Raw genomic sequence first — 22,954 nt, forward strand, 5'->3', positions numbered from 1 at the left:
GCCGGGGCGGGGGCAGGCGCACTGCGCGAGGCTAGAGCGCGAGCAGCTCCTTGGTCGTGATGGTGAGTAGCTCGGGTCCGCCGTCCGCCTCGGGGCGCACGACGAGCGTGTCATCGATCCGGACGCCGCCCCGGCCGGGGAGGTGGACCCCCGGCTCGACGGTGACCGGCACGCAAGCGTCCAGTTTACCCATGGCCGCCGGGGTCAAATGAGGGTCCTCGTCGATTTCCAGTCCGACGCCGTGACCAGTGAGGACCGGCAGTGCCTCCGCGTACCCGGCCGAGTCGAGCACCTGGCGCGCCGCACGGTCCACGTCACGGCATGCGGCGCCGGGCGCCAGGGACTCGCGTCCCGCGCGCTGCGCGGAGAACACCAGGTCGTACAGCTCGATCTGCCAGTCGGCCGGGGCCGTGCCGATGACGAAGGTGCGGCCGATCTCGCAGCGGTAGCCGCGGTAGGTGGCGCCGAGGCAGACGGAGAGGAAGTCGCCCTCCTCCACCCGGCGGTCGGTGGGCCGGTGACCGGGGCGTCCCGCGTTGGGTCCGGTGGCGACGGAGGTGGGGAAGGCCGGGCCGTCGGCGCCGTGGTCGACCAGGCGGCGCTCCAGCTCCAGGGCGAGATGGCGTTCGGTGCGGCCGACCAGGATGGACTCCAGGAGTTCGCCCAGGGCCTGGTCGGCGATCTCCGCGCCGATGCGGAGACAGGAGATCTCCTCCTCGTCCTTGACCACGCGCAGCTGTTCGACCGCGCCGGCGACGCCGGTGAGGCGCAGGGGCGGGGCGGCCTCGCGGATCGCCCGGTGCCGGGTGACGGTGAGGTGGTGCTCCTCCACGGCCAGGGCGTCGACGCCCTGGGCGACCGCGAGGGCGGCGGCCTCCACGGCCGGGTCGCCGCCGATGCCGGTCATGACGTGCAGGCGCAGCGCCTCGTCGGGGCGGTTGTGCGGGACGCGGTCGTCCGGCGGCTGCGCGCACACGAGTACGTCCTCGGTCCTGCCGAGCAGCAGCACGGCGTTCTCGGGGGCGGCGCCGGACAGGTAGCGGACGTTGGCGGGCCGGGACACCAGCGCGGCGGTGCTGCCGCTCGCGTTGCAGCGTTCCCGGAGGCGCGTCCGGCGGACCGCGTAGACCTCAGACATGGTTCGAGCGTAGGAGCGGCGGCGGGATGTCGCCGGTCGAGCGGGGCCGACCGGGGGCAGCGCGGCCGCTGCGCGCCGGAGGGCCCGGGGCTCCGGAGGTCGCGGCTCACCACTTAGGGGGGCTGGCGATCGCCCGGGTGAGGACGTCGTCGAGGATGCGGGCCGTCTCCGGTACGTCCAGCTGGGAGTTGTCGACGATCGGCAGCCCCGAGCCGTACCAGCCGGCCATGCGGCCGTGGATGCGGGCCACCTCCTCGTCGCTGAGGCGGCGGTTGCCGCTGCGCTCCGCGTTGCGCTCAAGGACCACGTCCAGGCCGGGCAGGAGGACGACGGGCAGCAGGCCGGGACCGACGTGCCGCTTCCAGCCGCCGAGGCCGACGACCGGGCGGTCGGGGAAGACCGCGTCGTCGAGGATGCAGGAGATGCCGTTGGCCAGGAAGTTACGGGCGGCGAAGCCGCAGGTGCGGCGGGCCAGCCGGTACTGCGCCTCGGAGTTGTCGTTCCAGCCGGTCTGCGGGTCGGCGAAGCCGGAGCGCACCCATTCGCGGACGTCGTCCAGGCTGATGTGCGCCGTGGGCACGCGGCGGTGATCCGCCCAGTACTTGGCGACGCTCGTCTTGCCGGCGCCCGCGGGACCGATGAGCAGAACGGCGAGGGTCGTCACGGTCGGGTCGGGGGTCGCCGGGGCTTGCGGCGCGCTCGGTATGCCGACCGGGCCGCCGGGGGGCAGCGTGACATGGCCGGTGGTGTCCGGCGGCGGGGGCATGGAGGCGTGCTGGGGGCCCGCCGGGGGCGGGGGCGCCGGGTAGCCGGGGGGCTGGGCGTGCGGCGGGGCCGAGGGGCCCTGCTGCTGATGCTGACCTGGATGGTGCGCGGCCGGTGACCAGCCGGCGGCCGGTCCGTGCCCCGGCTGATGGGGCGGCGGCAGCGGTGAACCCACTGCGTGCTGCATCCGGTGCCACTCCGTCTCGTACAGGCAATGGGTCACTGACAGCGGGGGCCGTCCCCGCGTTACCGAACGGTACCGCCCCCTGCCGTCGTTGTGTGAAACGGCCGGGGGCGGTGATGAGTGCCCGTCAGGCGGCTACTGCCCCACCTCGCCGTAGGCGGCGAGCAGGACGGCCGGGTCGGGGCCTTCCAGCACGGTGGGCTTGGCGAGCCCGTCGAGGACGACGAAGCGCAGCAGGTTGCCGCGGGACTTCTTGTCGACCTTCATGTTCTCCACCAGCTTGGGCCACTGGTCGTAGCGGTAGTGCAGCGGCAGCCCGACGGCCTGGAGGACCGTACGGTGGCGGTCGGCGGTGGCGTCGTCCAGGCGGCCGGCGAGGCGGCCCAGTTCGGCGGCGAAGTGCATGCCGACGGCGACGGCGGCGCCGTGGCGCCACTTGTACCGCTCGTTCTTCTCGATGGCGTGGCCGAGGGTGTGGCCGTAGTTGAGGATCTCGCGGAGGCCGGACTCCTTGAGGTCGCTGGAGACCACGTCGGCCTTCACCTTGATCGAGCGTTCGATCAGCTCGGCGGTGTGCGGTCCGGCCGGGGTGCGGGCGGCCTCGGGGTCGGACTCGATCAGGTCGAGGATGACCGGGTCGGCGATGAAGCCGGCCTTGATGACCTCGGCGAGCCCGGAGACGTAGTCGTGCACCGGGAGGGAGTCGAGGGCGGCGAGGTCGCAGAGGACGCCGGCCGGCGGGTGGAAGGCGCCGACGAGGTTCTTGCCCTCGGCGGTGTTGATGCCCGTCTTGCCGCCCACGGCCGCGTCGACCATGGCCAGCACGGTGGTGGGGACGGCGATCCAGCGCACGCCCCGCAGCCAGGTCGCGGCGACGAATCCGGCGAGGTCCGTGGTGGCTCCGCCGCCGACGCCCACGACGACGTCGGTGCGGGTGAAGTTCGACTGGCCGAGCGCCTTCCAGCAGTAGGCGGCGACCTCGGCGGTCTTGGCCTCCTCGGCGTTCGGCACCTGGATGGCGACGGCCTCGTAGCCCTGCCCGGCGAGGTCCGCGCGGAGCGCGTCCCCGGTCTCCGCGAGGGCCTCGGGGTGGATGACCGCGACCCGCTGCGCCTTGTCGCCGATCAGCCCCGGGAGTTCGCCGAGCAGCTGCCGGCCCACCAGGACGTCGTAGGGCTCGGTGCCCGCCGTGCCCGCGACGTGGATGCGGGTCACTGCCTCGTTGCTCATGCTTCCTTCAGCTCCAGTGCGTCCAGGACCGCGTCGGCGACCTCTTCGGGCGTGCGGCCGTCGGTCGGCACGACGGCCGTCGCGGTCTCCTCGTACAGGTGGCGGCGGGCCTCCATCAGCTCGCGCCACTGCTTGCGCGGGTTGACCGCGAGGAGCGGGCGGGCGGCGCCGAGGCCGGTGCGGCGGACCGCCTCCTCGACGCCCATCGACAGGTGGACGACCCGCTCCCCGGAGAGCAGCGCGCGGGTGTCCGGGTCGAGGATCGCGCCCCCGCCCAAGGCGAGGACGCCGTGGTGCGAGGCGAGCGCCTGCCGCACGGCCTCCTTCTCCAGGGCGCGGAAGGCGGGCTCGCCGTCCTCGACGAAGATGTCGGAGATCGAGCGGCCCTCTGCGGCGACGATGTCGTCGTCGGTGTCCCGGTAGCCGACGCCGAGACGCTCGGCGAGGAGCTGCCCGACGGTGGACTTGCCGACGCCCATCGGGCCGGTCAGGACGAGCCGCGGGCTCACCGGATCGCCAGGTTGTCGAGGTACGAGGTGACGTTGCGGCGGGTCTCGGTGACGCTGTCGCCGCCGAACTTCTCCGCCACCGCGTCCGCCAGCACCAGGGCGACCATGGCCTCGGCGACGATGCCGGCCGCCGGGACGGCGGAGACGTCGGAGCGCTGGTGGTGGGCCTGCGTGGCCTCACCGGTGGTGACGTCCACGGTCTTCAGGGCCCGGGGCACGGTGGCGATCGGCTTCATCGCCGCGCGGACGCGCAGCAGCTCGCCGGTGGACAGGCCGCCCTCGGTGCCGCCGGCCCGGCCGGAGACCCGCCTGATGCCCTCGGGCGTGCTGACGATCTCGTCGTGGGCCTTGGAGCCGGGCACGCGGGCCAGCTCGAAGCCGTCGCCGATCTCGACGCCCTTGATGGCCTGGATGCCCATGAGAGCCCCGGCCAGCCGGGCGTCCAGCTTGCGGTCCCAGTGCACGTGCGAGCCGAGGCCCACGGGGACGCCGTAGGCCAGCACCTCGACGACGCCGCCGAGGGTGTCGCCGTCCTTGTGCGCCTGGTCGACCTCGGCGACCATCGCCTTCGACGTGTCCGCGTCGAGGCAGCGCAGCGGGTCGGCGTCCAGCTTCTCCACGTCGGCCGGCGTGGGGAGGACGCCCTGCGGCGCCTTCACCGAGCACAGCTCGACGACGTGGGAGACGATCTCGATGCCGGCCGTCTCCTTGAGGTACGACCGGGCCACCGCGCCCAGCGCCACGCGGGCGGCGGTCTCACGGGCGGAGGCGCGCTCCAGGATCGGGCGGGCCTCGTCGAAGCCGTACTTCTGCATGCCGGCGAGGTCGGCGTGGCCGGGGCGCGGGCGGGTCAGCGGCGCGTTGCGCGCGAGGCCGGCCAGCACCTCCGGGTCGACCGGGTCGGCCGCCATGACCTGCTCCCACTTGGGCCACTCGGTGTTGCCCACCATGATCGCGACCGGGGACCCCAGCGTCAGTCCGTGCCGGACGCCGCCCAGGAACGTGACCTCGTCCCGCTCGAACTTCATCCGGGCACCGCGACCGTAGCCGAGCCGCCGCCTCGCCAGGTGGTCCGCCACCATGTCCGTGGTGATCGGCACGCCGGCGGGAAGGCCCTCCAGCGTCGCGACGAGTGCGGGACCGTGGGACTCCCCCGCGGTCAGCCAGCGCAACCTGCTCAACGGTGCTCCTCCGTGTTCGCGCCCCGGTACTGCCCAGCGCACGCTCCTGCTCGCGTACGCGCGCGGCGGGGCGGGGTGCGCGGGTCCCGGTCCGCCGTCCTTCGATCCTCCCACGTCGGGCGCGGCATCCGGCCGCCGGTCCACCTGACGGACGGCCCGGATCACCAGCCGGCCATGAGGCTCAGCCCTGCCCGCCGTCCTCACGGCGCGGGGCGTAGGCGCCGAGAAAGTCGGCGCCACTGGGCTCGCGGGCGCCCGAACGGGCAGCTGTGCCGCCCTGGCTCCGCGGTGCATACGGGCCGAGAAAGTCGGCGCCACTGGGCTCGCGGGCGCCCGAACGGGCAGCTGTGCCGCCCTGGTTCCGCGGCGCGTACGGGCCGAGAAAGTCGGCGCCGCTCGCCTGTACGGGGACGGGCGCGCCCGTGCGCGGGGCGCGGCGGGCGGCGATCCGTCGCTTGAGCTTCAGCGCCCAGGCCGCCAGGAAGGCGAGCACCACCAGCGCCAGGACGGTGATCTGCACCCAGTCGGGCAGAAAGCCCAGCAGCGACTCGAACATCTGCGTCTTCCAGGACGCCAGCGGCACGCCTGCGGACATGAGAAAGGTCCCCTCCCCCGAGGTTCCGCCCCCTGCGGAACGAGGAGGGATCCTACCGGGCGGCGAGGGCCTCCTCGCCCGCACGGCGCATGGCCTCCAGCGGGGCCGGGGAGCGGCCCGTCATCTGTTCCACCTGGAGCACCGCCTGGTGCACCAGCAGGTCGAGGCCGCCGACCACGTCCCCGCCGTACGCGGACCAGCGGGCGGCGAGGACCGTCGGCCACGGGTCGTACAGCACGTCGAACAGGGCCGCCGGGCGCTCGGGCACGGCGTGGGCGAGGGCGTCGGTGACGCCGGCCGGGGTGGTGCTGACGACCAGCGGGGCGTGCAGGGCCTCCTCGGCGTCGTCCCAGGCGGCGATCCGCACGGTGACGCCCAGGCGTTCCGCCCACTGGCGCATCTCGTCGGCGCGGGCCTCGCTGCGCACGTGGACGACGATCTCCCCGGTGCAGACGCGGGACAGCGCGGCGAGCGCGGAGGAGGCGGTGGCGCCGGCGCCGAGGATCGCGGCGGTGTCCACCTTGTCGATGCCGTGCTCGTGCAGGGCGGCGACCATGCCGGGGACGTCGGTGTTGTCGCCGGTGCGGCGGCCGTCCTCGGTGAGGACGACCGTGTTGACCGCGTCGACGGACGCAGCCGTCTCGCTGATCCCGTCGAGCAGCGGGATCACGGCCCGTTTCAGCGGCATGGTCAGCGACAGCCCCGCCCACTGGGGGCCGAGCGTCTCGAAGAAGCCGGGGAGCGCCGCCTCGTCGACCTCGAACCGGTCGTAGGTCCAGCCCTCCAGGCCCAGCTCGGCGTAGGCGGCGCGGTGCAGCACGGGCGAGAGGGAGTGGGCGATCGGGGAGCCGAGCACGGCGGCACGGCGGGGCCCCGGCATCAGTTCTTCCTCGACGCGTTGAACTTGTCGACGAGCTTCTGGTGCTCCTCGATGTTCCTCGCGAACTCGGTCTTGTCCATGCCGTCCGTGGCCACGAAGTAGATCCAGCCGTCCGAGGTGGGGTCGAGCGCCGCCTTGACGGCGTCGTCACCAGGGTTGCCGATCGGACCGGGCGGCAGTCCCTTGTTGGTGTACGTGTTGTAGGGGTCGGTGTTGCTGTTGATCTCCGACTCGGAGATGTCGATCTCGCTCTGACCCTTGAGGTAGTTGAAGGACGAGTCGAACTGGAGCTTCTGGTTCGTCTCCGTGTTCGTCGGCTTCAGCCGGTTGTAGATGACCTCCGACATCTTGCGGAAGTCGTCGTGGGTCTTGCCCTCCGCCTGTACCAGGCTGGCGACCGTCACCAGTTCCCACGGTCCCTCGAGGCCGAGGCTCTTCGCCTTGGTCTCGAAGTCCAGGGACTCGTACTTCTCGGTGGCACGAGCCACCATCTGCTTGAGCACGTCCTCCGGCTTCTGCCCCTTGGCGACGGCGTAGCTGGAGGGGAAGAGGAACCCTTCGAGCGGGTCCTTCACGTCAGGGTGGTTCACGGCCCAGTCGGGCAGTCCGAGGGTCTTCCACTTGGTCTCGGCGACCTTGGCCGTGGTGCCCTTCTTGACCTCGAGGCGCGCGTCGATCAGCTCGTAGACGGCGGCGTTGCGCTTGCCCTCGGCGATGATCAGGTTGTCACGGCTCTCCGGGCTGAGCATCAGTTCGACCGCGCTCGCGGCCGACATCTCCTTCTGGAGCGTGTAGACGCCGTCCTGGATGTTCTTGCCGTCCGGGTTGGCCGCCTGGGCCGCGACGAACGCGTCGACGCTCTTGACCACGCCCATCTTCTTGAGCACCTGGCCGATGGCGTAACCGCCGGAGCCCTTGGGGATGGTGACGGTGACCTGCTCGCCGTTGCCGGAACCCGCGAAGTCCGGGGCGCTGCCGAAACGATCCTGGTAGAACTGGTAGCCGAAGTAGCTCACCCCGGCCAGTCCTCCGCCGAGGACGGCGACGACCACGAGACAGGCCAGTCCGCTGCGCCGCTTCTTCTCCCTGCCGCCGCCCCTGCGGTCCCCGCCGCCCCGGCGCTCGCCGCGTCCGCGCCGGTCGTCCGGCTCGCCGTCGCGGCCGTCCTCGTCGTCGCCGCCCGCGAAGAAGGCGTGTTCGCCCTGGTCGGGTCCGGGATCCCAGTCGGTCTGCGGCTCGGGCTCCCGCTCAGGCTCGGGCCGCCGGCGACCGGGGGGCTCGGGCGGCGGGTAGGCCTCGGCGGTGCTGTAGTGGTCGGACTGCTCGCCACCGTAGGACGCGGGCTGCTGCGCGTACGGATCCTGAGGGCCGCCGGCGTACGGGTCCTGGGGGTAGGAGCCGGTGGGCCAGCCGTTCTGGTCGTACTGCTGCTGGTGCTGCTGCGGCGCCTGATGCTGAGGGTGCTGCGGCTGCTGGTGCTGAGGGTGCTGCGGCTGCTGGTGCTGCTGGGGCGCGTACTGCTGACCGTACTGGTCGTACTGCGGGTACGGCTGATCGCCGTACCCGTGCTGCTCACCCGTGTCCCAGTCGCCGTACTGCTGCTGCGGCTGCTGCGGGTAGTGCTGCTGCTGGCCGCCGTAGGACTGCTGGGCCTGCTGGGCGGCCTGCTGTCCTCCCCATCCGCCGTCCCCGTACAGCGGGTCGTCCGGATGCCACGGTTCGGGGCCTTGGCCCCGGCCATACTCAGTCATCGATCCCCTAGAGCCGCGAGGCGGCGGCAGCCCGGCCACCTGAAGACCTCGGCTTCCGTTCCGCCTCTCTCTGTGCGGGGGCTGTTCGAACACCGCCCGCATCGCGCGGAACGTTACCGTATCGCGATCAGATGACCACTTCGACGCCCTCGCCGGGTGGTCTGCCTGACACCCGTTCGGATTCCAGTGCCTGCTGGAGGATGATCACAGCGGCGGCCTGGTCGATGACGGAGCGTCCCTTCTTGGACTTCACGCCCGAGGCTCGCAGTCCCTGACTGGCCGTCACCGTGGTCATGCGCTCGTCCACGAGCCTCACCGGGACCGGCGCGATCACCCGTGCCATCTCCTGGGCGAACCCGCGGACCTTGGCGGCGGCGGGGCCCTCGCCCCCCTTGAGGGAGCGAGGGAGACCGACGACGACCTCGATCGGCTCGTACTCCTCGACGAGCTGCCTCAGTCTGCGGTGCGCGGCCGGGACGTCCCGGCCGGGGACGGTCTCGACCGGGGTGGCGAGGATTCCGTCGGGGTCGCAGGAGGCGACCCCGATCCGGGCGTCCCCGACGTCGACCGCGAGCCGGCGGCCGCGGCGCATGGCCGGGCCGTCCGCCTGCTGGTGCGTGGGACCGTCGTTCACTTGGCGGTGTCCGCCACGAGACGCTCCACGGCGTCCACGGCCTCGCCGACGGCGGCCGGGTTCTGGCCGCCGCCCTGGGCGACGTCCGGCTTGCCGCCACCGCCGCCGCCGAGGGTCTTGGCGGCGGCGCGCACCAGGTCACCGGCCTTGAGTCCGCGCTCGCGGGCAGCCTCGTTGGTGGCGATGACGGTGAGCGGCTTGCCGCCCACCGTGCTGAACAGGGCCACGACGGCCGCCCGGCCGCCCTGGATCCGGCCGCGCACGTCGAGCACCAGCTTGCGCAGGTCGTCGGCGGTGGTGCCGTCCGGGACCTGACCGGTGACGACGGCGACGCCCTTGATGTCCTTGGCGGACTCGGCGAGGCCGGCGGCGGCCTGGAGCACCTTCTCGGCGCGGAACTTCTCGATCTCCTTCTCGGCGTCCTTCAGCCGGCCGAGCATGGCGGAGACCTTCTCGGGCAGTTCCTCGGAACGGCCCTTGAGCAGTTCGGTGAGCTGGTTGACGACCGTGTGCTCGCGGGCGAGGAAGTTGTAGGCGTCCACGCCGACCAGGGCCTCGATGCGGCGCACGCCGGAGCCGATGGAGGACTCGCCGAGCAGCTTCACCAGACCCAGCTGGGCGGTGTTGTGCACGTGGGTGCCGCCGCACAGCTCCTTGGAGAAGTCGCCGATGGTGACCACGCGCACGCGGTCGCCGTACTTCTCACCGAACTCGGCGATGGCGCCCTGCTTCTTGGCCTCGTCGATGCCCATGACGTCGGCTCGCACGTCGAGGTCGCGGGCGAGCACCTCGTTGATCTTCTGCTCGACGTCCAGCATGACCGTCTGCGGGACGGCGGCCGGGGAGCCGAAGTCGAAGCGGAACCGGCCGGGCTGGTTCTCCGAACCGGCCTGGGCGGCCGTCGGGCCGAGGGCGTCGCGCAGGGCCTGGTGGGTGAGGTGGGTGGCCGAGTGGGCGCGGGCGATGGCCTTGCGCCGGCGGTCGTCGATGGCGGCGTGGGCGCGGGCGCCGACGGTCACTTCGCCGACCTGGACGACGCCCTTGTGGACGTAGACGCCGGGGACCGGCTTCTGGCAGTCGCGGACCTCGATGACGGCACCGGAGTCGGTGCGGATCCGGCCGGTGTCGCCGATCTGGCCGCCGCCCTCGGCGTAGAAGGGGGTGCGGTCCAGGACGATCTCGACCTCGTCGCCCTCGGTGGCGGCGGGCGAGGAGACGCCGTCGACGAGGATGCCGACGACGGCGGACTCGCCCTCGGTGTCCGTGTAGCCGATGAAGTCGGTGGCGCCGGCCCGGTCGGCGATCTCGCGGTAGGCGCCGAGGTCGGCGTGGCCGGTCTTCTTGGACTGGGCGTCGGCCTTGGCGCGCTCCCGCTGCTCCTTCATCAGACGGCGGAAGCCGTCCTCGTCCACGGAGAGGCCCTGCTCGGCGGCCATCTCCAGGGTGAGGTCGATGGGGAAGCCCCAGGTGTCGTGGAGCAGGAAGGCCTTGTCGCCGGGCAGGACGGCGGAGCCGGCGGCCTTGGTCTCGGACACCGCGGTGTCGAGGATGTTGGTGCCGGCCTTCAGCGTCTTGAGGAAGGCGTTCTCCTCGGCGAGGGCGACCTTCTCGATGCGCACTCGGTCGGTGATCAGCTCCGGGTACTGCTGCCCCATCATGCCGACGACGACGTCGATGAGGTCCTTGACGACCGGGCCGGTGGCGCCGAGCAGGCGCATGTTGCGGATGGCGCGGCGCATGATGCGGCGCAGCACGTAGCCGCGGCCCTCGTTGCCGGGGGTGACGCCGTCGCCGATGAGCATGGTGGCGGTGCGCATGTGGTCGGTGACCACGCGCAGGGAGACGTCGGAGCTCTGGGCGTCGCCGTAGCGGACGCCGGTCAGCTCGGTGGCCTTCTCGATGACGGCCATGGAGGTGTCGATCTCGTACATGTTCTGCACGCCCTGCAGAATCATGGCGAGCCGCTCGAGGCCGAGGCCGGTGTCGATGTTCTTGCTGGGCAGCTCGCCGAGGATCTCGAAGTCGTCCTTGCCGGTGCCCTCGCCCCGCTCGTACTGCATGAAGACGAGGTTCCAGATCTCCACGTACCGCTCGTCGTTGACGGCGGGGCCGCCCTCGACGCCGAACTCGGGGCCGCGGTCGTAGTTGATCTCGGAGCAGGGGCCGCAGGGGCCGGGGACGCCCATGGACCAGAAGTTGTCCTTCTTGCCCAGCCGCTGGATGCGCTCCTTGGGCACGCCCACGACCTCGTGCCAGATCTGCTCGGCCTCGTCGTCGTCCTGGTAGACGGTGATCCAGAGCTTCTCGGGCTCCAGCCCGTAACCGCCCTTGTCCTGGGGGCTGGTGAGCAGCTCCCAGGCGAGCTTGATGGCGCCCTCCTTGAAGTAGTCACCGAAGGAGAAGTTGCCGCACATCTGGAAGAACGTGCCGTGGCGGGTGGTCTTGCCGACCTCTTCGATGTCGGGGGTGCGCACGCACTTCTGCACGCTGGTGGCGCGGTCGAAGGGCGGCTTGACCTCGCCGAGGAAGTAGGGCTTGAAGGGCACCATGCCGGCCGGGACGAGGAGCAGAGTCGGGTCGTCCGCGATGAGCGACGCCGACGGGACGACGGTGTGCCCGCGCTCCTCGAAGAAGCTCAGCCAGCGGCGGCGGATCTCGGCCGACTCCATCAGTGGTCCTCATTCCGGTTGTACGGGTACGTCGGGTACGTCGACTTCTTCGGGCCCTCGACGTACGGGGGGCTGTTGCGGTTCTCGATCACGGCGTAGCCGCGGGGTGCGGGCAGTTCACGGTCGACGGGGGCGTTCAGCCCGAGCGCGTCGCCGAGTTCGGCCTCGCGCTGCGCCATGTTGTCGCGGACCTCGAGGGCGAAGTCCACCGCGCGGTCCTTGAGCCGGCCGCCGGCCTCGATCGCCTTGTTGGCCGCGGCGACGGCGAGGTGCTCGGGGGTGAGCTGCTTGATCTTGCGGTTGACCTTGGTGGTGGCCCACACGCCGGCGGCGACGCCGGTGGTGAACCAAAACGTTCGGCGGAACATCGTCCGGTCAGTCCTTCTTTCCCCGGGTCCGCTTGCCGCGCCGCGCTCCCGGGACGGTGCGGCCCACGATCACGTTGCTCCGCGCCCGCTCCGGCGCGTCCTCCTTGCGGCCGCCGAGGGCCCGGCGCACGCCGTAGCCGAAGGCGGCGACCTTGACCAGGGGGCCGCCGAAGGTGGACGCCACGGTGGTGGACAGCGCGGAGGCGTTGGAGGTGACCTCCTGGACGTCGGAGGCGATCGCGTCGACCCGTTCGATCTGGGTCTGCGCGGACCGGACCGCCGTGGAGGCGTCCGCCAGCAGCGGGACGGCCTGGTCGGTCACGTCCGCCACCAGCTTGGTGGTCGCCCGGAGCGTCTGGGCCAGCCTCGCCAGTGCCACGGCGAGGAAGGAGACCAGGATCGCCCAGAAGACGGCCACCAGGATTCCGGCCACCTCGCCACCGGACACTGTGTGCACCCGCTCCCTTGAAACGCGCCTGAACATCGAGAAAGTCGTGTCACCGAGCCTATCGCGCCGGTGACGGGTCTCCGTACCGGATTACCGTCGGCCACGGCGCCGGTCCCGGCGGAAGGCGGCGAAAGCAGCCTGGGCGAGGACGAGCCCGCCGCCTCCCCGCCCCGGAGGGCGGGGGGACGACGGGCTCGGGATACCGCGTGCCTGCCGGCTCAGCGGGCGTAGTACTCGACGACGAGCTGCTCGTCGCAGATCACCGGGATCTCCTTGCGGTTCGGCTCACGGTCCAGGCGGAACGCCAGGGCCTTGAGGTTCACCTGGAGGTAGCGCGGGATCTCACCGTCGGGGGCGAAGCCACCCTCACGAGCGATCGTGAAGAGGGTCTTCTCCTTGCTGCGCTCGCGGACCTCCACGACGTCGTCCGGGCGGACACGGAAGGAGGGCTTGTCGACCTTCTTGCCGTTCACCTGGATGTGGCCGTGGGTGACCATCTGGCGGGCCTGGTAGATCGTGCGGGCGATGCCCGAACGCAGGACCAGCGCGTCGAGACGGCGCTCGAGCTCGATGACCAGGGCCTCGCCGGTCTTCATCGAGGTCTTGGAGGCACGCTCGTAGGCACGGACGAGCTGCCGCTCGGAGAGGTCGTACTGCGCGCGCAGACGCTGCTTCTCCAGCAGACGGACCTTGTAGTCCGAGTTCTGCTTGCGGCCACGGCCGTGCTCACCCGGCGGGTAGGGGCGGGCCTCGAAGTACTTGACGGCCTTCGGGGTCAGCGCGATACCGAGGGCACGCGACTTCTTGACCTTGGGGCGGGACTGGTTCGCCACTTCTTTTCCTTTTCCTTTTCGGCTGCCTCAGGGTTACGGGAGGTCGCATCCGCAGCCGGGGAATCCCAGCAGGTCCGCACGGGACGTGCCGGGCAGCCGCTCCCCTGGTCTGGGCACATACGTGCAGCACACGAACGGCCCACCGACCCCTCCCGGGACTTACGGGTGGTGGTGGGCTGCCCGCGACACCTACGACGGTGCGCGACGCTCCTGGATCGAAAGATCCGGCTGGTCGTCCCGCCTGAGGCGCCGACCGGAGCCGGACACGGGACACAGCACTTCGCGTGAGTCTACAGGGCGCTCAGGACCGCTTGCGACCGAGGTGCTTCCTTGTCCACTCCACCGCGTCCGCGTACCGCGCCTCGGCGCCGTGCCGGGTGGGCTCGTAGTACTCGCGGTCCTTCAGGGCGTCCGGGGCGTACTGCTGGGCGGCGATGCCCTCGGGCAGGTCGTGCGGGTAGGTGTAGCCCTTGCCGTGGCCGAGCTTGCCGGCGCCCTTGTAGTGGCTGTCGCGGAGATGGGAGGGGACCGGGCCGGCCAGTCCCTTGCGGACGTCCTCCAGGGCGGCGCCGATCGCGGTGGTGGCCGCGTTGGACTTGGGGGCGAGCGCGAGGGCGATGGTGGCGTGGCTGAGGGTGAGCGCGGCCTCGGGGAAGCCGATCATGGCGACGGCCTGGGCGGCGGCGACCGCGATCTGCAGGGCGTTCGGGTCGGCGAGGCCGATGTCCTCGCTGGCGGAGATCATCAGCCGGCGGGCGATGAAGCGGGGGTCCTCCCCTGCCTCGATCATGCGGGCCAGGTAGTGCAGGGCCGCGTCCACGTCCGAGCCGCGGATCGACTTGATCAGGGCGCTGGCGACGTCGTAGTGCTGGTCGCCGTCGCGGTCGTACTTCACGGCGGCCCGGTCGACCGTCTCCTCCAGGGTCGCCAGGCTCACCTCGGCCTCGCCCTTGTCCAGCGCGGCGCCCGCCGCGGCCTCGAGGGCGGTGAGCGCGCGTCGGGCGTCCCCGCCGGCGATGCGCAGCAGGTGCTCCGCGGTGTCGTCGGGGAGGGTGACGGCGCCTCCCAGGCCGCGCTCCTCGGTGAGGGCGCGCCGCAGCAGGGAGCGGACGTCGTCGTCGGTGAGCGGCTCGAGGGTGAGCAGCAGGGAGCGGGAGAGCAGCGGGGAGATGACCGAGAAGTAGGGGTTCTCGGTGGTCGCGGCGATGAGCGTGACCCAGCGGTTCTCCACGGCGGGGAGCAGGGAGTCCTGCTGGGCCTTGCTGAAGCGGTGGATCTCGTCGAGGAAGAGGACCGTCTCCTGGCCGTACCCGCCGGAGGCACGGCGCGCGCCGTCGATGACCGCGCGGACCTCCTTGACGCCCGCGGTGATCGCTGACAGCTCCACGAAGCGCTTGTTGGTGGCCTTGGAGACCACGTAGGCGAGGGTGGTCTTGCCCGTGCCGGGCGGGCCCCAGAGGATCACGGAGGAGGGTCCCGCGGGGCCCGACGAGCCTTCGCCGACCAGTCTGCGCAGGGGGGAGCCCGGCTTCAGCAGGTGCTGCTGGCCCACCACCTCGTCGAGGGTGCGCGGGCGCATCCGGACCGCCAGAGGGCTGCCGGTCGGGTCCTTCTCCTGGCGTTCTTCTGCTGCTGCGGTGAACAGGTCGGGCTCCACGCTGAAACCCTAAAGCACCGCGCCGACAGCCCGGCGCGGGCGGTCAGCTGGTCCAGAAGTCCCACCAGCGGGTCAGGATCAGCATGCCGATGATCCCGATGTGCAGCACCGGCAGGACCCAGGTGAACTCGCCGAAGAAGCTCTTGAGCCAGGAGGGCGCGGGCAGGAAGCCCTTACGGATGTTGAAGGACGTCACGTACCAGAACATGACGATCGTGGCGACCCAGGCGAGGCAGCACCACAGGCACAGGGCGTTGATCCGGTACAGGGACTGGAACATCAGCCAGGCGCAGAAGCCGACGCCGAAGAGGGTGCCCGCGTTGAAGGTGAGCCAGTACCAGCGGGGGAAACGGGCCCGGGCGAGCAGGCTCATGCCGACGCAGACCACGATGCCGTAGGTCACCAGGCCGAGCATCGGGTTCGGGAAGCCGAACACGGAGGCCTGGTCGCTCTCCATGACGCTGCCGCAGGAGACGACGGGGTTGAGGCTGCAGCCGGGGACGAACGTCTCGCCCGCGACCTTGGCCTCGAGCAGTTTGAACTTGTCGAGCGTGATCACCCAGGCGGCCAGCACGCCGGCCGCGCCGGTGATCACCAGGAGCAGCGCGAGGGCACGGCTCGCGCCCTCGGTGCGCGGTGCGGCCGCGGCTCGCTGCTGCGAGGCGGAGGGTTCTGGCTCCATGTCGACGTCCCTGACTGTCGTCCTGCTCATACGCCGATTCCGTCACTGGTGAGTCTGGACCTGCTTCGGGCAGGGTCATTGTGCCGTACGGCCCCGTGAACGCGCCGTTGGACCCGCATAAGGACGTACGGGTGTTCGACCCAGGGTAAGGGTTTCGGCCGGTCCACCCAGGGTCCCGCACACGCGTCCGACCTGGGGTCCCCCGCCGGGGTGGGACCAGGATCCGTGCCGTTGACGACGCGGGCGCCGGGCCCCCTCGGAAGGGGACACGGCGCCCGGGACGGGACGTCTCAGCCGAGGCCTGACTCGAGCTCCGCCACGATCTCGTTCATGCCGACCGCGCTCTGCTCACCGGACTCCAGGTCCTTGAGCTGGACCACGCCCTGCTCGATGTCGCGCTCGCCGAGGATCAACGCGTACCGCGCGCCCGAGCGGTTGGCAGCCTTCATCGCGGCCTTGAGGCCCTTGCCCCCGTAGGCGAAGTCCGCGGCCACGCCGTTCTTGCGCAGCTCGGTGACCTTCGCGAACAGCACCCGGCGGGCCTCGTCGCCGAGCGGCACGGCGAACACGCTGGTGGTGGCGGGCAGTTCGAGCTCGACGCCCTCCGCCTCCAGGGCCAGCACCGTGCGGTCGACGCCGAGCGCCCAGCCGACGGACGGCAGCGCGGGGCCGCCGATCATCTCGGACAGGCCGTCGTAGCGGCCGCCGCCGCCCACCGCGGACTGGGAGCCGAGGCCGTCGTGCACGAACTCGAAGGTCGTGCGGGTGTAGTAGTCCAGGCCGCGCACGAGCTTGGGGTCGTCCTCGAAGACCACGCCCGCCGCCGTGACCAGCTCACGCACCTCCTCGTGGTACGCCTTGCAGGCGTCGCAGAGGTAGTCACGCAGCAGGGGCGCGCCGGTGAGCTGCTTCTGCACCGACTCCCGCTTGTCGTCCAGGACGCGCAGGGGGTTGATCTCCGCGCGGCGCAGGGTGTCCTCGTCCAGGTCCAGGCCGCGCAGGAAGGTCTGCAGCGCCTCCCGGTAGACGGGACGGCACTCCTTGTCGCCCAGGCTGTTCAGCAGGATGCGGAAGTTCTGCAGGCCCAGGGAGCGGTACGCCTGGTCCGCCAGGATGATCAGTTCGGCGTCGAGCGCCGGGTCCTCCGCGCCGATCGCCTCGGCGCCCACCTGCGAGAAGTGCCGGTAGCGGCCCTTCTGGGGGCGCTCGTAGCGGTAGTACGAGCCGGAGTACCAGAGCTTGACGGGGAGGTTGCCCGCCTTGTGCAGGTTGGCCTCCAGGGCGGCGCGCAGCACGGAGGCGGTGCCCTCGGGGCGCAGGGCGAGCCGGTCGCCGCCCTTGGTCTCGAAGGCGTACATCTCCTTGGTGACGATGTCGGTGGACTCGCCGACGCCCCGCGCGAACAGCTCGACGCTCTCGAAGCCGGGCGTCTCGATGTAGCCGTAGCCGGAGCCGCGCAAGGGGGCGGCGATCGCCTCGCGCACGGCGAGGTACTTGGCGGAATCGGGCGGCAGCAGGTCGTAAGTGCCCTTGGGTGCCTTGAAGGTGCTCACGGAAGTACTCGTCACATTCCTCGTCGGGGAGCCTCGGTCGGGGCTCCCGGGCCGGCGGCCACCTGCCGCAGATACGGGTTGGTGGCGCGCTCCTGGCCGATGGTGGTCTGGGGGCCGTGTCCGGACAGCACCACGGTCGAGTCGTCGAGCGGCAGGCACACGCGGGCCAGCGAGTCGAGCATCTCGGCCATGTCACCGCCGGGCAGGTCGGTGCGTCCGACGGAGCCGGCGAACAACAGGTCGCCCGAGAACATGACCGGCGGGATGTCGGCCGACTCGGGGAGGTTGAAGGTCACCGACCCCTTGGTATGGCCCGGGGCGTGCGCGACGGAGAACTCCAGACCCGCCAGCTTCAGCGCGGCGCCGTCGGTGAGCTCCTTGACGTCGTCCGGCTCCCCCACCGTCAGCTCCCCCATGAGCGGCATGCCGATGGCCCGGCCTATGCCCTTCTCCGGGTCGCTCATCATGTACCGGTCGTCGGGGTGGATCCAGGCGGGCACGTCGTGCGCGCCGCAGACCGGGACCACCGAGGCGACATGGTCGATGTGGCCGTGGGTGAGGACGACGGCGACGGGCTTGAGCCGGTGCTTGCGGACCGCCTCCGCCACACCGTCGGCGGCCTGGTGGCCCGGGTCGATGATCACGCACTCCTCACCGGCGGCGGGGGCGACGAGATAACAGTTCGTCCCCCATGCTCCGGCGGGGAACCCGGCAATGAGCACGATCGTCCTTCGTTTGTGTCGGTACGGGAGGCTTGCGACGGGCTGCGCCCGTGGTCAGAGCCTACCGGCGCTGCCGATTCCTCAGCGAACCCATATACGGTACGGGGCACACGCAGGCGGTCGGCTCACCGCACGCACGCACGCGTACCGGCCGGCACACGAGACGCATGAGGAGAGAACCCGGTGGTCAGCCAGGAGCAGCGGCGGCGTCAGCTCGCCCGGGAGAAGTTCTTGCGGCAGCAGCAGCGGCGTACCGAGGCGCGGCGCAAGTCGCGGGTCCGCAACGCGGTCATCGCGTCGGTGCTCGGTGTGACCCTGATCGGCAGCCTCGCGCTGTACACGACGGGGGTGCTCAAGCAGGACGACGACAAGACCAACGCGGCCGCGGAGGTCACGCCGGAGGCCGAGGAGACGGGCAAGGCCCCGGACCCGTGCGAGAAGCCGGCCGCGGGCGAGGTCGAGAAGCAGACGTGGAAGAAGGAGCCGGCGCTGTCGATCGACGAGTCGGCGAAGTACACGATGACGCTCGAGACCACCTGCGGGACGATCGACGTGGCGCTGAACGCGTCGGCGGCCCCGCACACGGTCAACTCGTTCAACTTCCTCGCGAACAAGGGCTACTTCGACCACACCAAGTGCCACCGGCTCACCACCAACGGCATCTACGTCCTGCAGTGCGGCGACCCCACGGGCACGGGCACCGGCGGTCCCGGCTACACGATCCCGGACGAGAACCTGAAGGACGCGAGCCTCAAGAACAACACCTACCCGGCGGGCACGGTGGCGATGGCCAACACCGGGCAGAAGGACAGTGGCGGCAGCCAGTTCTTCCTGGTCTACGAGGACAGTCAGCTTCCGCCCAGCTACACACCGTTCGGTACCGTCTCGGACGCGGGCCTGAAGGTCCTGAAGAAGATCGCCGACGCCGGGGAGAGCACCGGGGCGGGCGACGGGGCGCCCAACGCGACGGTCGTGATCGACAAGGCGACCGTCACCGCATCCTGAGCCCCAACTGCGTAATTTCGGTCGCGCGGGATGCGGACAGGCGTCCCGTCGGTCGCCTATGTTGGCCGTGACGAAACTGTGGACGATGCCCGGGGGAGCGCACAGGCCCCTCGACGGCATCATGTGGAGGAGGCGCTGTGAGCAGCGACCCGTGGGGCCGCGTCGACGAGACGGGGACCGTGTACGTGCGTACGGCCGACGGCGAGAAGGTCGTCGGTTCCTGGCAGGCCGGCTCCCCTGACGAGGCGCTGGCCTACTTCGAGCGCAAGTACGAGGGCCTGGTTGTCGAGATCGGCCTCCTCGAGAAGCGGGTGAGGACCACCGACCTGTCGTCCAAGGACGCCATGGCCGCGATCGACCACCTGCGCGAGCAGGTGGACGCCCATCACGCGGTCGGCGACCTGGACGCCCTCAGGGTCCGGCTGGACAAGCTCGTGGAGCTGGTCGACAAGCGTCGCGAGGAGCGCAAGGCACAGCGGGCCCGGCAGTCCGAGGAGGCGCGGCAGGCCAAGGAGGCGCTGGTCACCGAGGCCGAGGAGCTGGCGCAGTCCGACCAGTGGCGGGCGGCCGGTGAGCGGCTGCGGGCCCTGGTGGACACCTGGAAGGGTCTGCCGCGGCTGGACCGCAAGTCCGACGACGAGCTGTGGCACCGGTTCTCGCACGCGCGGTCGGCGTTCTCCAAGCGGCGCAAGCAGCACTTCGCGCAGCTGGACGCGCAGCGCGAGGAGGCCCGCCGGATCAAGGAGCAGCTGGTCGCCGAGGCCGAGGCGCTGTCGGGGTCGACGGACTGGGGCCCGACCGCGGCCCGGTACCGCGACCTGATGGCGCAGTGGAAGGCCGCGGGACGGGCCCAGCGCGAGCACGAGGAAGAGCTGTGGAACCGCTTCCGCGGCGCCCAGGACGTCTTCTTCGCGGCCCGTTCCTCGGTGTTCGCGGAGCGTGACGCCGAGCAGGCGGAGAACCTGAAGCTCAAGGAGGAGCTGGCCGGCGAGGCGGAGAAGCTGCTGCCGATCGCGGATCTCAAGGCCGCCAGGGCCGCGTTCCGTCAGATCAACGAGCGCTGGGAGGCCATCGGCCATGTGCCGAGGGACGCCCGCCCGAAGGTCGAGGGCCGGATGCACGCCGTGGAGCGCGCGATCCAGGAGGCCGAGGAGGCCGAGTGGCGCCGGACCAACCCGGAAGCCCGTGCCCGGGCCGAGGGTCTGACCGGTCAGCTGCAGGCCGCCGTGGACAAGCTGAAGGGCCAGATCGAGCAGGCCCGCGCGCAGGGCAACTCCGCGAGGGCGGAGAAGCTGGAGCGCGAGCTGGAGGGCCGCCAGGCCCTGCTGGACCAGGCCCTGAAGGGTCTCCAGGAGTTCGGCGGCTGAGGCCGGCCGACGGACACGACGGAGGGGCCGCCGTACCTCGGGTACGACGGCCCCTTCCGTGCGCTCCGCGCGCTGCCTAGCCGCGGTTGCGGGCCGAGGTGACGCGGTAGACGTCGTAGACGCCCTCCACGCCGCGTACGGCCTTCAGGACGTGACCCAGGTGCTTGGGGTCGCCCATCTCGAAGGTGAAACGGGAGGTGGCGACCCGGTCGCGGGACGTCTGCACGGCCGCGGACAGGATGTTGACGTGCTGGTCGGACAGCACGCGCGTGACGTCCGACAGCAGCCGGGAGCGGTCGAGCGCCTCGACCTGTATGGCGACGAGGAACACCGAGGACTGGGTGGGCGCCCACTCGACCTCGAGGATCCGCTCCGGCTCACGGGACAGCGAGTCGACGTTCACACAGTCGCTGCGGTGGACCGAGACGCCGCTGCCGCGGGTGACGAAGCCGATGATCGGGTCGCCGGGCACCGGCGTGCAGCAGCGGGCCAGCTTGACCCACACGTCCTCGACGCCCTTGACGACGACGCCCGGATCGGCGCTCGAGCGGCGCTTGCGGCGGCTGCGGGTCGGCGGGACGGACTCGTCGATCTCCTCGGTGGCCGCCTCCTCGCCGCCGAGGGCCTGCACCAGCTTCTGCACGATGTTCTGCGCGGAGACATGCCCCTCGCCGATCGCCGCGTACAGCGCGGAGATGTCCGAGTAGCGCATCTCGTGCGCCAGCGTGACGAGGGAGTCGCCGGTGAGGATGCGCTGGATCGGCAGGTTCTGCTTGCGCATGGCGCGGACGATGGAGTCCTTGCCCTGCTCGATGGCCTCGTCGCGGCGTTCCTTTGAGAACCAGGCGCGGATCTTGTTGCGGGCGCGGGGCGACTTCACGAAGCCGAGCCAGTCGCGGGAGGGGCCCGCGCCGGCCGCCTTGGAGGTGAACACCTCCACCAGGTCGCCGTTGTCGAGGGTCGACTCCAGCGGCACCAGACGGCCGTTGACCCGGGCGCCTATGGTGCGGTGGCCGACCTCGGTGTGCACCGCGTACGCGAAGTCCACGGGGGTGGCGCCGGCGGGCAGCGCTATGACGTCACCCTTGGGCGTGAAGACGAAGACCTCGTTGCGGGACAGGTCGAAGCGCAGCGACTCCAGGAACTCGCCCGGGTCCTCGGTCTCCTTCTGCCAGTCGAGGAGCTGACGCAGCCACGCCATGTCGTTGAGATGGTCGTCCTTGCTCTTGCCGGACGACTTGGGCGCGTCGGTGCGGATCTTGGAGGCGCCGGCGACGGCCTCCTGCTTGTACTTCCAGTGCGCGGCGATGCCGTACTCGGCGCGGCGGTGCATGTCGAACGTGCGGATCTGCAGCTCGACGGGCTTGCCGCCGGGCCCGATGACCGTCGTGTGCAGCGACTGGTACATGTTGAACTTGGGCATCGCGATGTAGTCCTTGAACCGGCCGGGGACCGGGTTCCATCGCGCGTGCACCGTGCCGAGGGCCGCGTAGCAGTCGCGGACGGTGTCCACGAGGACGCGGATGCCCACCAGGTCGTAGATCTCCGCGAAGTCACGGCCGCGGACGATCATCTTCTGGTAGACGCTGTAGTAGTGCTTGGGGCGGCCGGTGACGGTCGCCTTGATGCGGGCGGACCTGAGGTCCTGCTGCACCTCGTCGGTGACGATGGCGAGGTACTCGTCGCGCTTGGGGGCGCGCTCGGCGACCAGGCGGACGATCTCGTCGTACATCTTGGGGTAGAGGATCGCGAAGGCGAGGTCCTCCAGCTCCCACTTGATGGTGTTCATGCCCAGGCGGTGGGCGAGCGGCGCGTAGATCTCGAGAGTCTCGCGCGCCTTCTTCTCCTGTTTCTCGCGCTTGAGGTAGCGCATGGTGCGCATGTTGTGCAGGCGGTCGGCGAGCTTGATGACCAGGACGCGGGGGTCCTTGGCCATGGCGACGACCATCTTGCGCACGGTCTCGGCCTGGGCGGCCTCGCCGAACTTGACCTTGTCCAGCTTGGTGACGCCGTCGACGAGCAGCGCGACCACGTCACCGAAGTCGCGGCGCAGGTCCTCCAGGCCGTACTCGGTGTCCTCGACCGTGTCGTGCAGCAGTCCGGCCATCAGCGTGGCCGGGTCCATGCCGAGCTCGGCGAGGATGGTGGTCACCGCGAGCGGGTGCGTGATGTACGGGTCGCCGCTCTTGCGCTTCTGGCCCCGGTGCCAGCGCTCGGCGACCTGGTACGCCTTCTCGATCTGACGGAGCGTGGCGTTCTCGATCTTGGGGTCGTTGCCGCGCACGATCCGCAGCAGCGGTTCCAGCACCGGGTTGTACGGGTTGGCCCGCTGGACGCCGAGCCGGGCCAGGCGGGCACGGACGCGGTTGGAGGAGCCGGAGCGGGGCTGGCCGGTGTTGGGACGGGCCAGGGACGCGGCGGAGCGCTCGGGAGGGGACGGCTTGGGGCCCGGCTGCTCGGGCTTGTCCACGGGAGCCGCCTGGGCACGCTGGACCGGCCCGCGGGTGTCGTTCTTCGCCTGGGGCGTGTCCGGCGCGGGCTTGGCCGCCGGGGCCGAGGCGGGCTCGGGCTTGGCGGCGGTCAGGTGCTGGGCCTCGTCTGGCAAGAGGGCTCCTCGTGCGCGATCCGGGTCCCCGGTCAGGCTCCGGAGACCCCATGGTAGCGAGCCCGGGCCCGCCGATCGTCTCCGGAGCGGTGTGAGGACGGTCAACAGGAGAAACGCACGAGGCGGACGCCGGATTCCTCCGGGTCCGCCTGCGTGGTGTTTCCAGGGGCCGTCTCGG

General features: G+C 71.2%; 20 protein-coding genes. 2 read left to right on the forward strand and 18 right to left on the reverse strand.

All coding sequences use genetic code 11. The annotated features are described in order from the left end of the window. Nucleotides 1-31 precede the first annotated feature (31 nt). The 17 genes from MTR79_RS22320 to MTR79_RS22400 form a co-directional block, all read right to left on the reverse strand. Complete coding sequence (locus MTR79_RS22320) at nucleotides 32-1,138, reverse strand: aminopeptidase P family protein (RefSeq protein WP_086702815.1); 1,107 nt, start codon at nucleotides 1,136-1,138, stop codon at nucleotides 32-34. A gap of 106 nt (nucleotides 1,139-1,244) precedes the next feature. After that, nucleotides 1,245-2,090 (reverse strand): Pro-rich N-terminal domain-containing protein, encoded by an 846-nt coding sequence (locus MTR79_RS22325; RefSeq protein ID WP_189365455.1) that lies wholly within the window; start codon nucleotides 2,088-2,090, stop codon nucleotides 1,245-1,247. A gap of 132 nt (nucleotides 2,091-2,222) precedes the next feature. Beyond that, nucleotides 2,223-3,317 (reverse strand): 3-dehydroquinate synthase, encoded by a 1,095-nt coding sequence (gene aroB, locus MTR79_RS22330; RefSeq protein WP_244791854.1) that lies wholly within the window; start codon nucleotides 3,315-3,317, stop codon nucleotides 2,223-2,225. Continuing rightward, complete coding sequence (locus MTR79_RS22335) at nucleotides 3,314-3,826, reverse strand: shikimate kinase (RefSeq protein ID WP_244791855.1); 513 nt, start codon at nucleotides 3,824-3,826, stop codon at nucleotides 3,314-3,316. The genes aroB and MTR79_RS22335 overlap by 4 nt, the downstream gene beginning before the upstream one ends. Next, entirely contained in the window at nucleotides 3,823-5,007 is a 1,185-nt protein-coding gene (aroC, locus tag MTR79_RS22340; RefSeq protein WP_086698859.1) for a chorismate synthase, read from the reverse strand. The genes MTR79_RS22335 and aroC overlap by 4 nt, the downstream gene beginning before the upstream one ends. Before the next feature lie 181 nt (nucleotides 5,008-5,188). Beyond that, nucleotides 5,189-5,602, reverse strand: coding sequence for a hypothetical protein (locus tag MTR79_RS22345; RefSeq protein ID WP_244791856.1), 414 nt, complete (start codon nucleotides 5,600-5,602; stop codon nucleotides 5,189-5,191). A gap of 52 nt (nucleotides 5,603-5,654) precedes the next feature. Beyond that, nucleotides 5,655-6,482 (reverse strand): shikimate dehydrogenase, encoded by an 828-nt coding sequence (locus tag MTR79_RS22350; RefSeq protein ID WP_086698856.1) that lies wholly within the window; start codon nucleotides 6,480-6,482, stop codon nucleotides 5,655-5,657. Beyond that, nucleotides 6,482-8,233 (reverse strand): endolytic transglycosylase MltG, encoded by a 1,752-nt coding sequence (gene mltG / locus MTR79_RS22355; RefSeq protein ID WP_244791857.1) that lies wholly within the window; start codon nucleotides 8,231-8,233, stop codon nucleotides 6,482-6,484. The genes MTR79_RS22350 and mltG overlap by 1 nt, the downstream gene beginning before the upstream one ends. Before the next feature lie 127 nt (nucleotides 8,234-8,360). Then, entirely contained in the window at nucleotides 8,361-8,825 is a 465-nt protein-coding gene (gene ruvX, locus MTR79_RS22360; protein ID WP_026243667.1) for a Holliday junction resolvase RuvX, read from the reverse strand. Between the two features lie 38 nt (nucleotides 8,826-8,863). Further along, nucleotides 8,864-11,536: an alanine--tRNA ligase gene (gene alaS, locus MTR79_RS22365; RefSeq protein WP_086698855.1), complete on the reverse strand. Its 2,673-nt coding sequence runs from the start codon at nucleotides 11,534-11,536 to the stop codon at nucleotides 8,864-8,866. Beyond that, nucleotides 11,536-11,904, reverse strand: a complete 369-nt coding sequence (locus tag MTR79_RS22370) for a hypothetical protein (protein ID WP_006136175.1) — start codon at nucleotides 11,902-11,904, stop codon at nucleotides 11,536-11,538. Before MTR79_RS22370 ends, alaS begins: the two co-directional genes overlap by 1 nt. 7 nt (nucleotides 11,905-11,911) lie before the next feature. Beyond that, nucleotides 11,912-12,361: a DUF948 domain-containing protein gene (locus MTR79_RS22375; RefSeq protein WP_086698853.1), complete on the reverse strand. Its 450-nt coding sequence runs from the start codon at nucleotides 12,359-12,361 to the stop codon at nucleotides 11,912-11,914. Nucleotides 12,362-12,570: 209 nt separating this feature from the next. Beyond that, nucleotides 12,571-13,185 (reverse strand): 30S ribosomal protein S4, encoded by a 615-nt coding sequence (rpsD, locus tag MTR79_RS22380; protein WP_019523761.1) that lies wholly within the window; start codon nucleotides 13,183-13,185, stop codon nucleotides 12,571-12,573. A gap of 301 nt (nucleotides 13,186-13,486) precedes the next feature. Further along, on the reverse strand, nucleotides 13,487-14,842 hold the full coding sequence (locus MTR79_RS22385) for a replication-associated recombination protein A (RefSeq protein WP_048458181.1): 1,356 nt from the start codon (nucleotides 14,840-14,842) through the stop codon (nucleotides 13,487-13,489). 43 nt (nucleotides 14,843-14,885) lie between these two features. Continuing rightward, the gene (locus MTR79_RS22390) at nucleotides 14,886-15,554 is read right to left on the reverse strand and encodes a vitamin K epoxide reductase family protein (RefSeq protein WP_048458182.1); all 669 of its coding nucleotides are present in this window, start codon (nucleotides 15,552-15,554) and stop codon (nucleotides 14,886-14,888) included. A 260-nt stretch (nucleotides 15,555-15,814) separates the two neighbouring features. Beyond that, complete coding sequence (gene hisS / locus MTR79_RS22395; protein WP_048458183.1) at nucleotides 15,815-17,077, reverse strand: histidine--tRNA ligase; 1,263 nt, start codon at nucleotides 17,075-17,077, stop codon at nucleotides 15,815-15,817. Between the two features lie 11 nt (nucleotides 17,078-17,088). Next, complete coding sequence (locus MTR79_RS22400; protein WP_086698850.1) at nucleotides 17,089-17,799, reverse strand: MBL fold metallo-hydrolase; 711 nt, start codon at nucleotides 17,797-17,799, stop codon at nucleotides 17,089-17,091. 183 nt (nucleotides 17,800-17,982) lie between these two features. Between MTR79_RS22400 and MTR79_RS22405 the strand changes: the two genes are divergently transcribed. Together MTR79_RS22405 and MTR79_RS22410 are read left to right on the forward strand one after the other, a co-directional pair. Further along, nucleotides 17,983-18,804, forward strand: coding sequence for a peptidylprolyl isomerase (locus MTR79_RS22405; RefSeq protein WP_086698849.1), 822 nt, complete (start codon nucleotides 17,983-17,985; stop codon nucleotides 18,802-18,804). Nucleotides 18,805-18,941: 137 nt separating this feature from the next. Beyond that, nucleotides 18,942-20,171 carry a DUF349 domain-containing protein gene (locus MTR79_RS22410; RefSeq protein WP_086698847.1) on the forward strand — a complete coding sequence of 410 codons (1,230 nt, stop codon included), beginning with the start codon at nucleotides 18,942-18,944 and terminating at the stop codon, nucleotides 20,169-20,171. 76 nt (nucleotides 20,172-20,247) lie between these two features. On the opposite strand, the gene relA is transcribed toward MTR79_RS22410, so the two are convergent. Beyond that, nucleotides 20,248-22,776 (reverse strand): GTP pyrophosphokinase, encoded by a 2,529-nt coding sequence (gene relA, locus MTR79_RS22415; RefSeq protein ID WP_048458187.1) that lies wholly within the window; start codon nucleotides 22,774-22,776, stop codon nucleotides 20,248-20,250. Nucleotides 22,777-22,954 lie beyond the last annotated feature (178 nt).

The organism is Streptomyces sp. BJ20 (genome assembly GCF_022869105.1).
Taxonomy (GTDB): domain Bacteria; phylum Actinomycetota; class Actinomycetes; order Streptomycetales; family Streptomycetaceae; genus Streptomyces; species Streptomyces griseoincarnatus.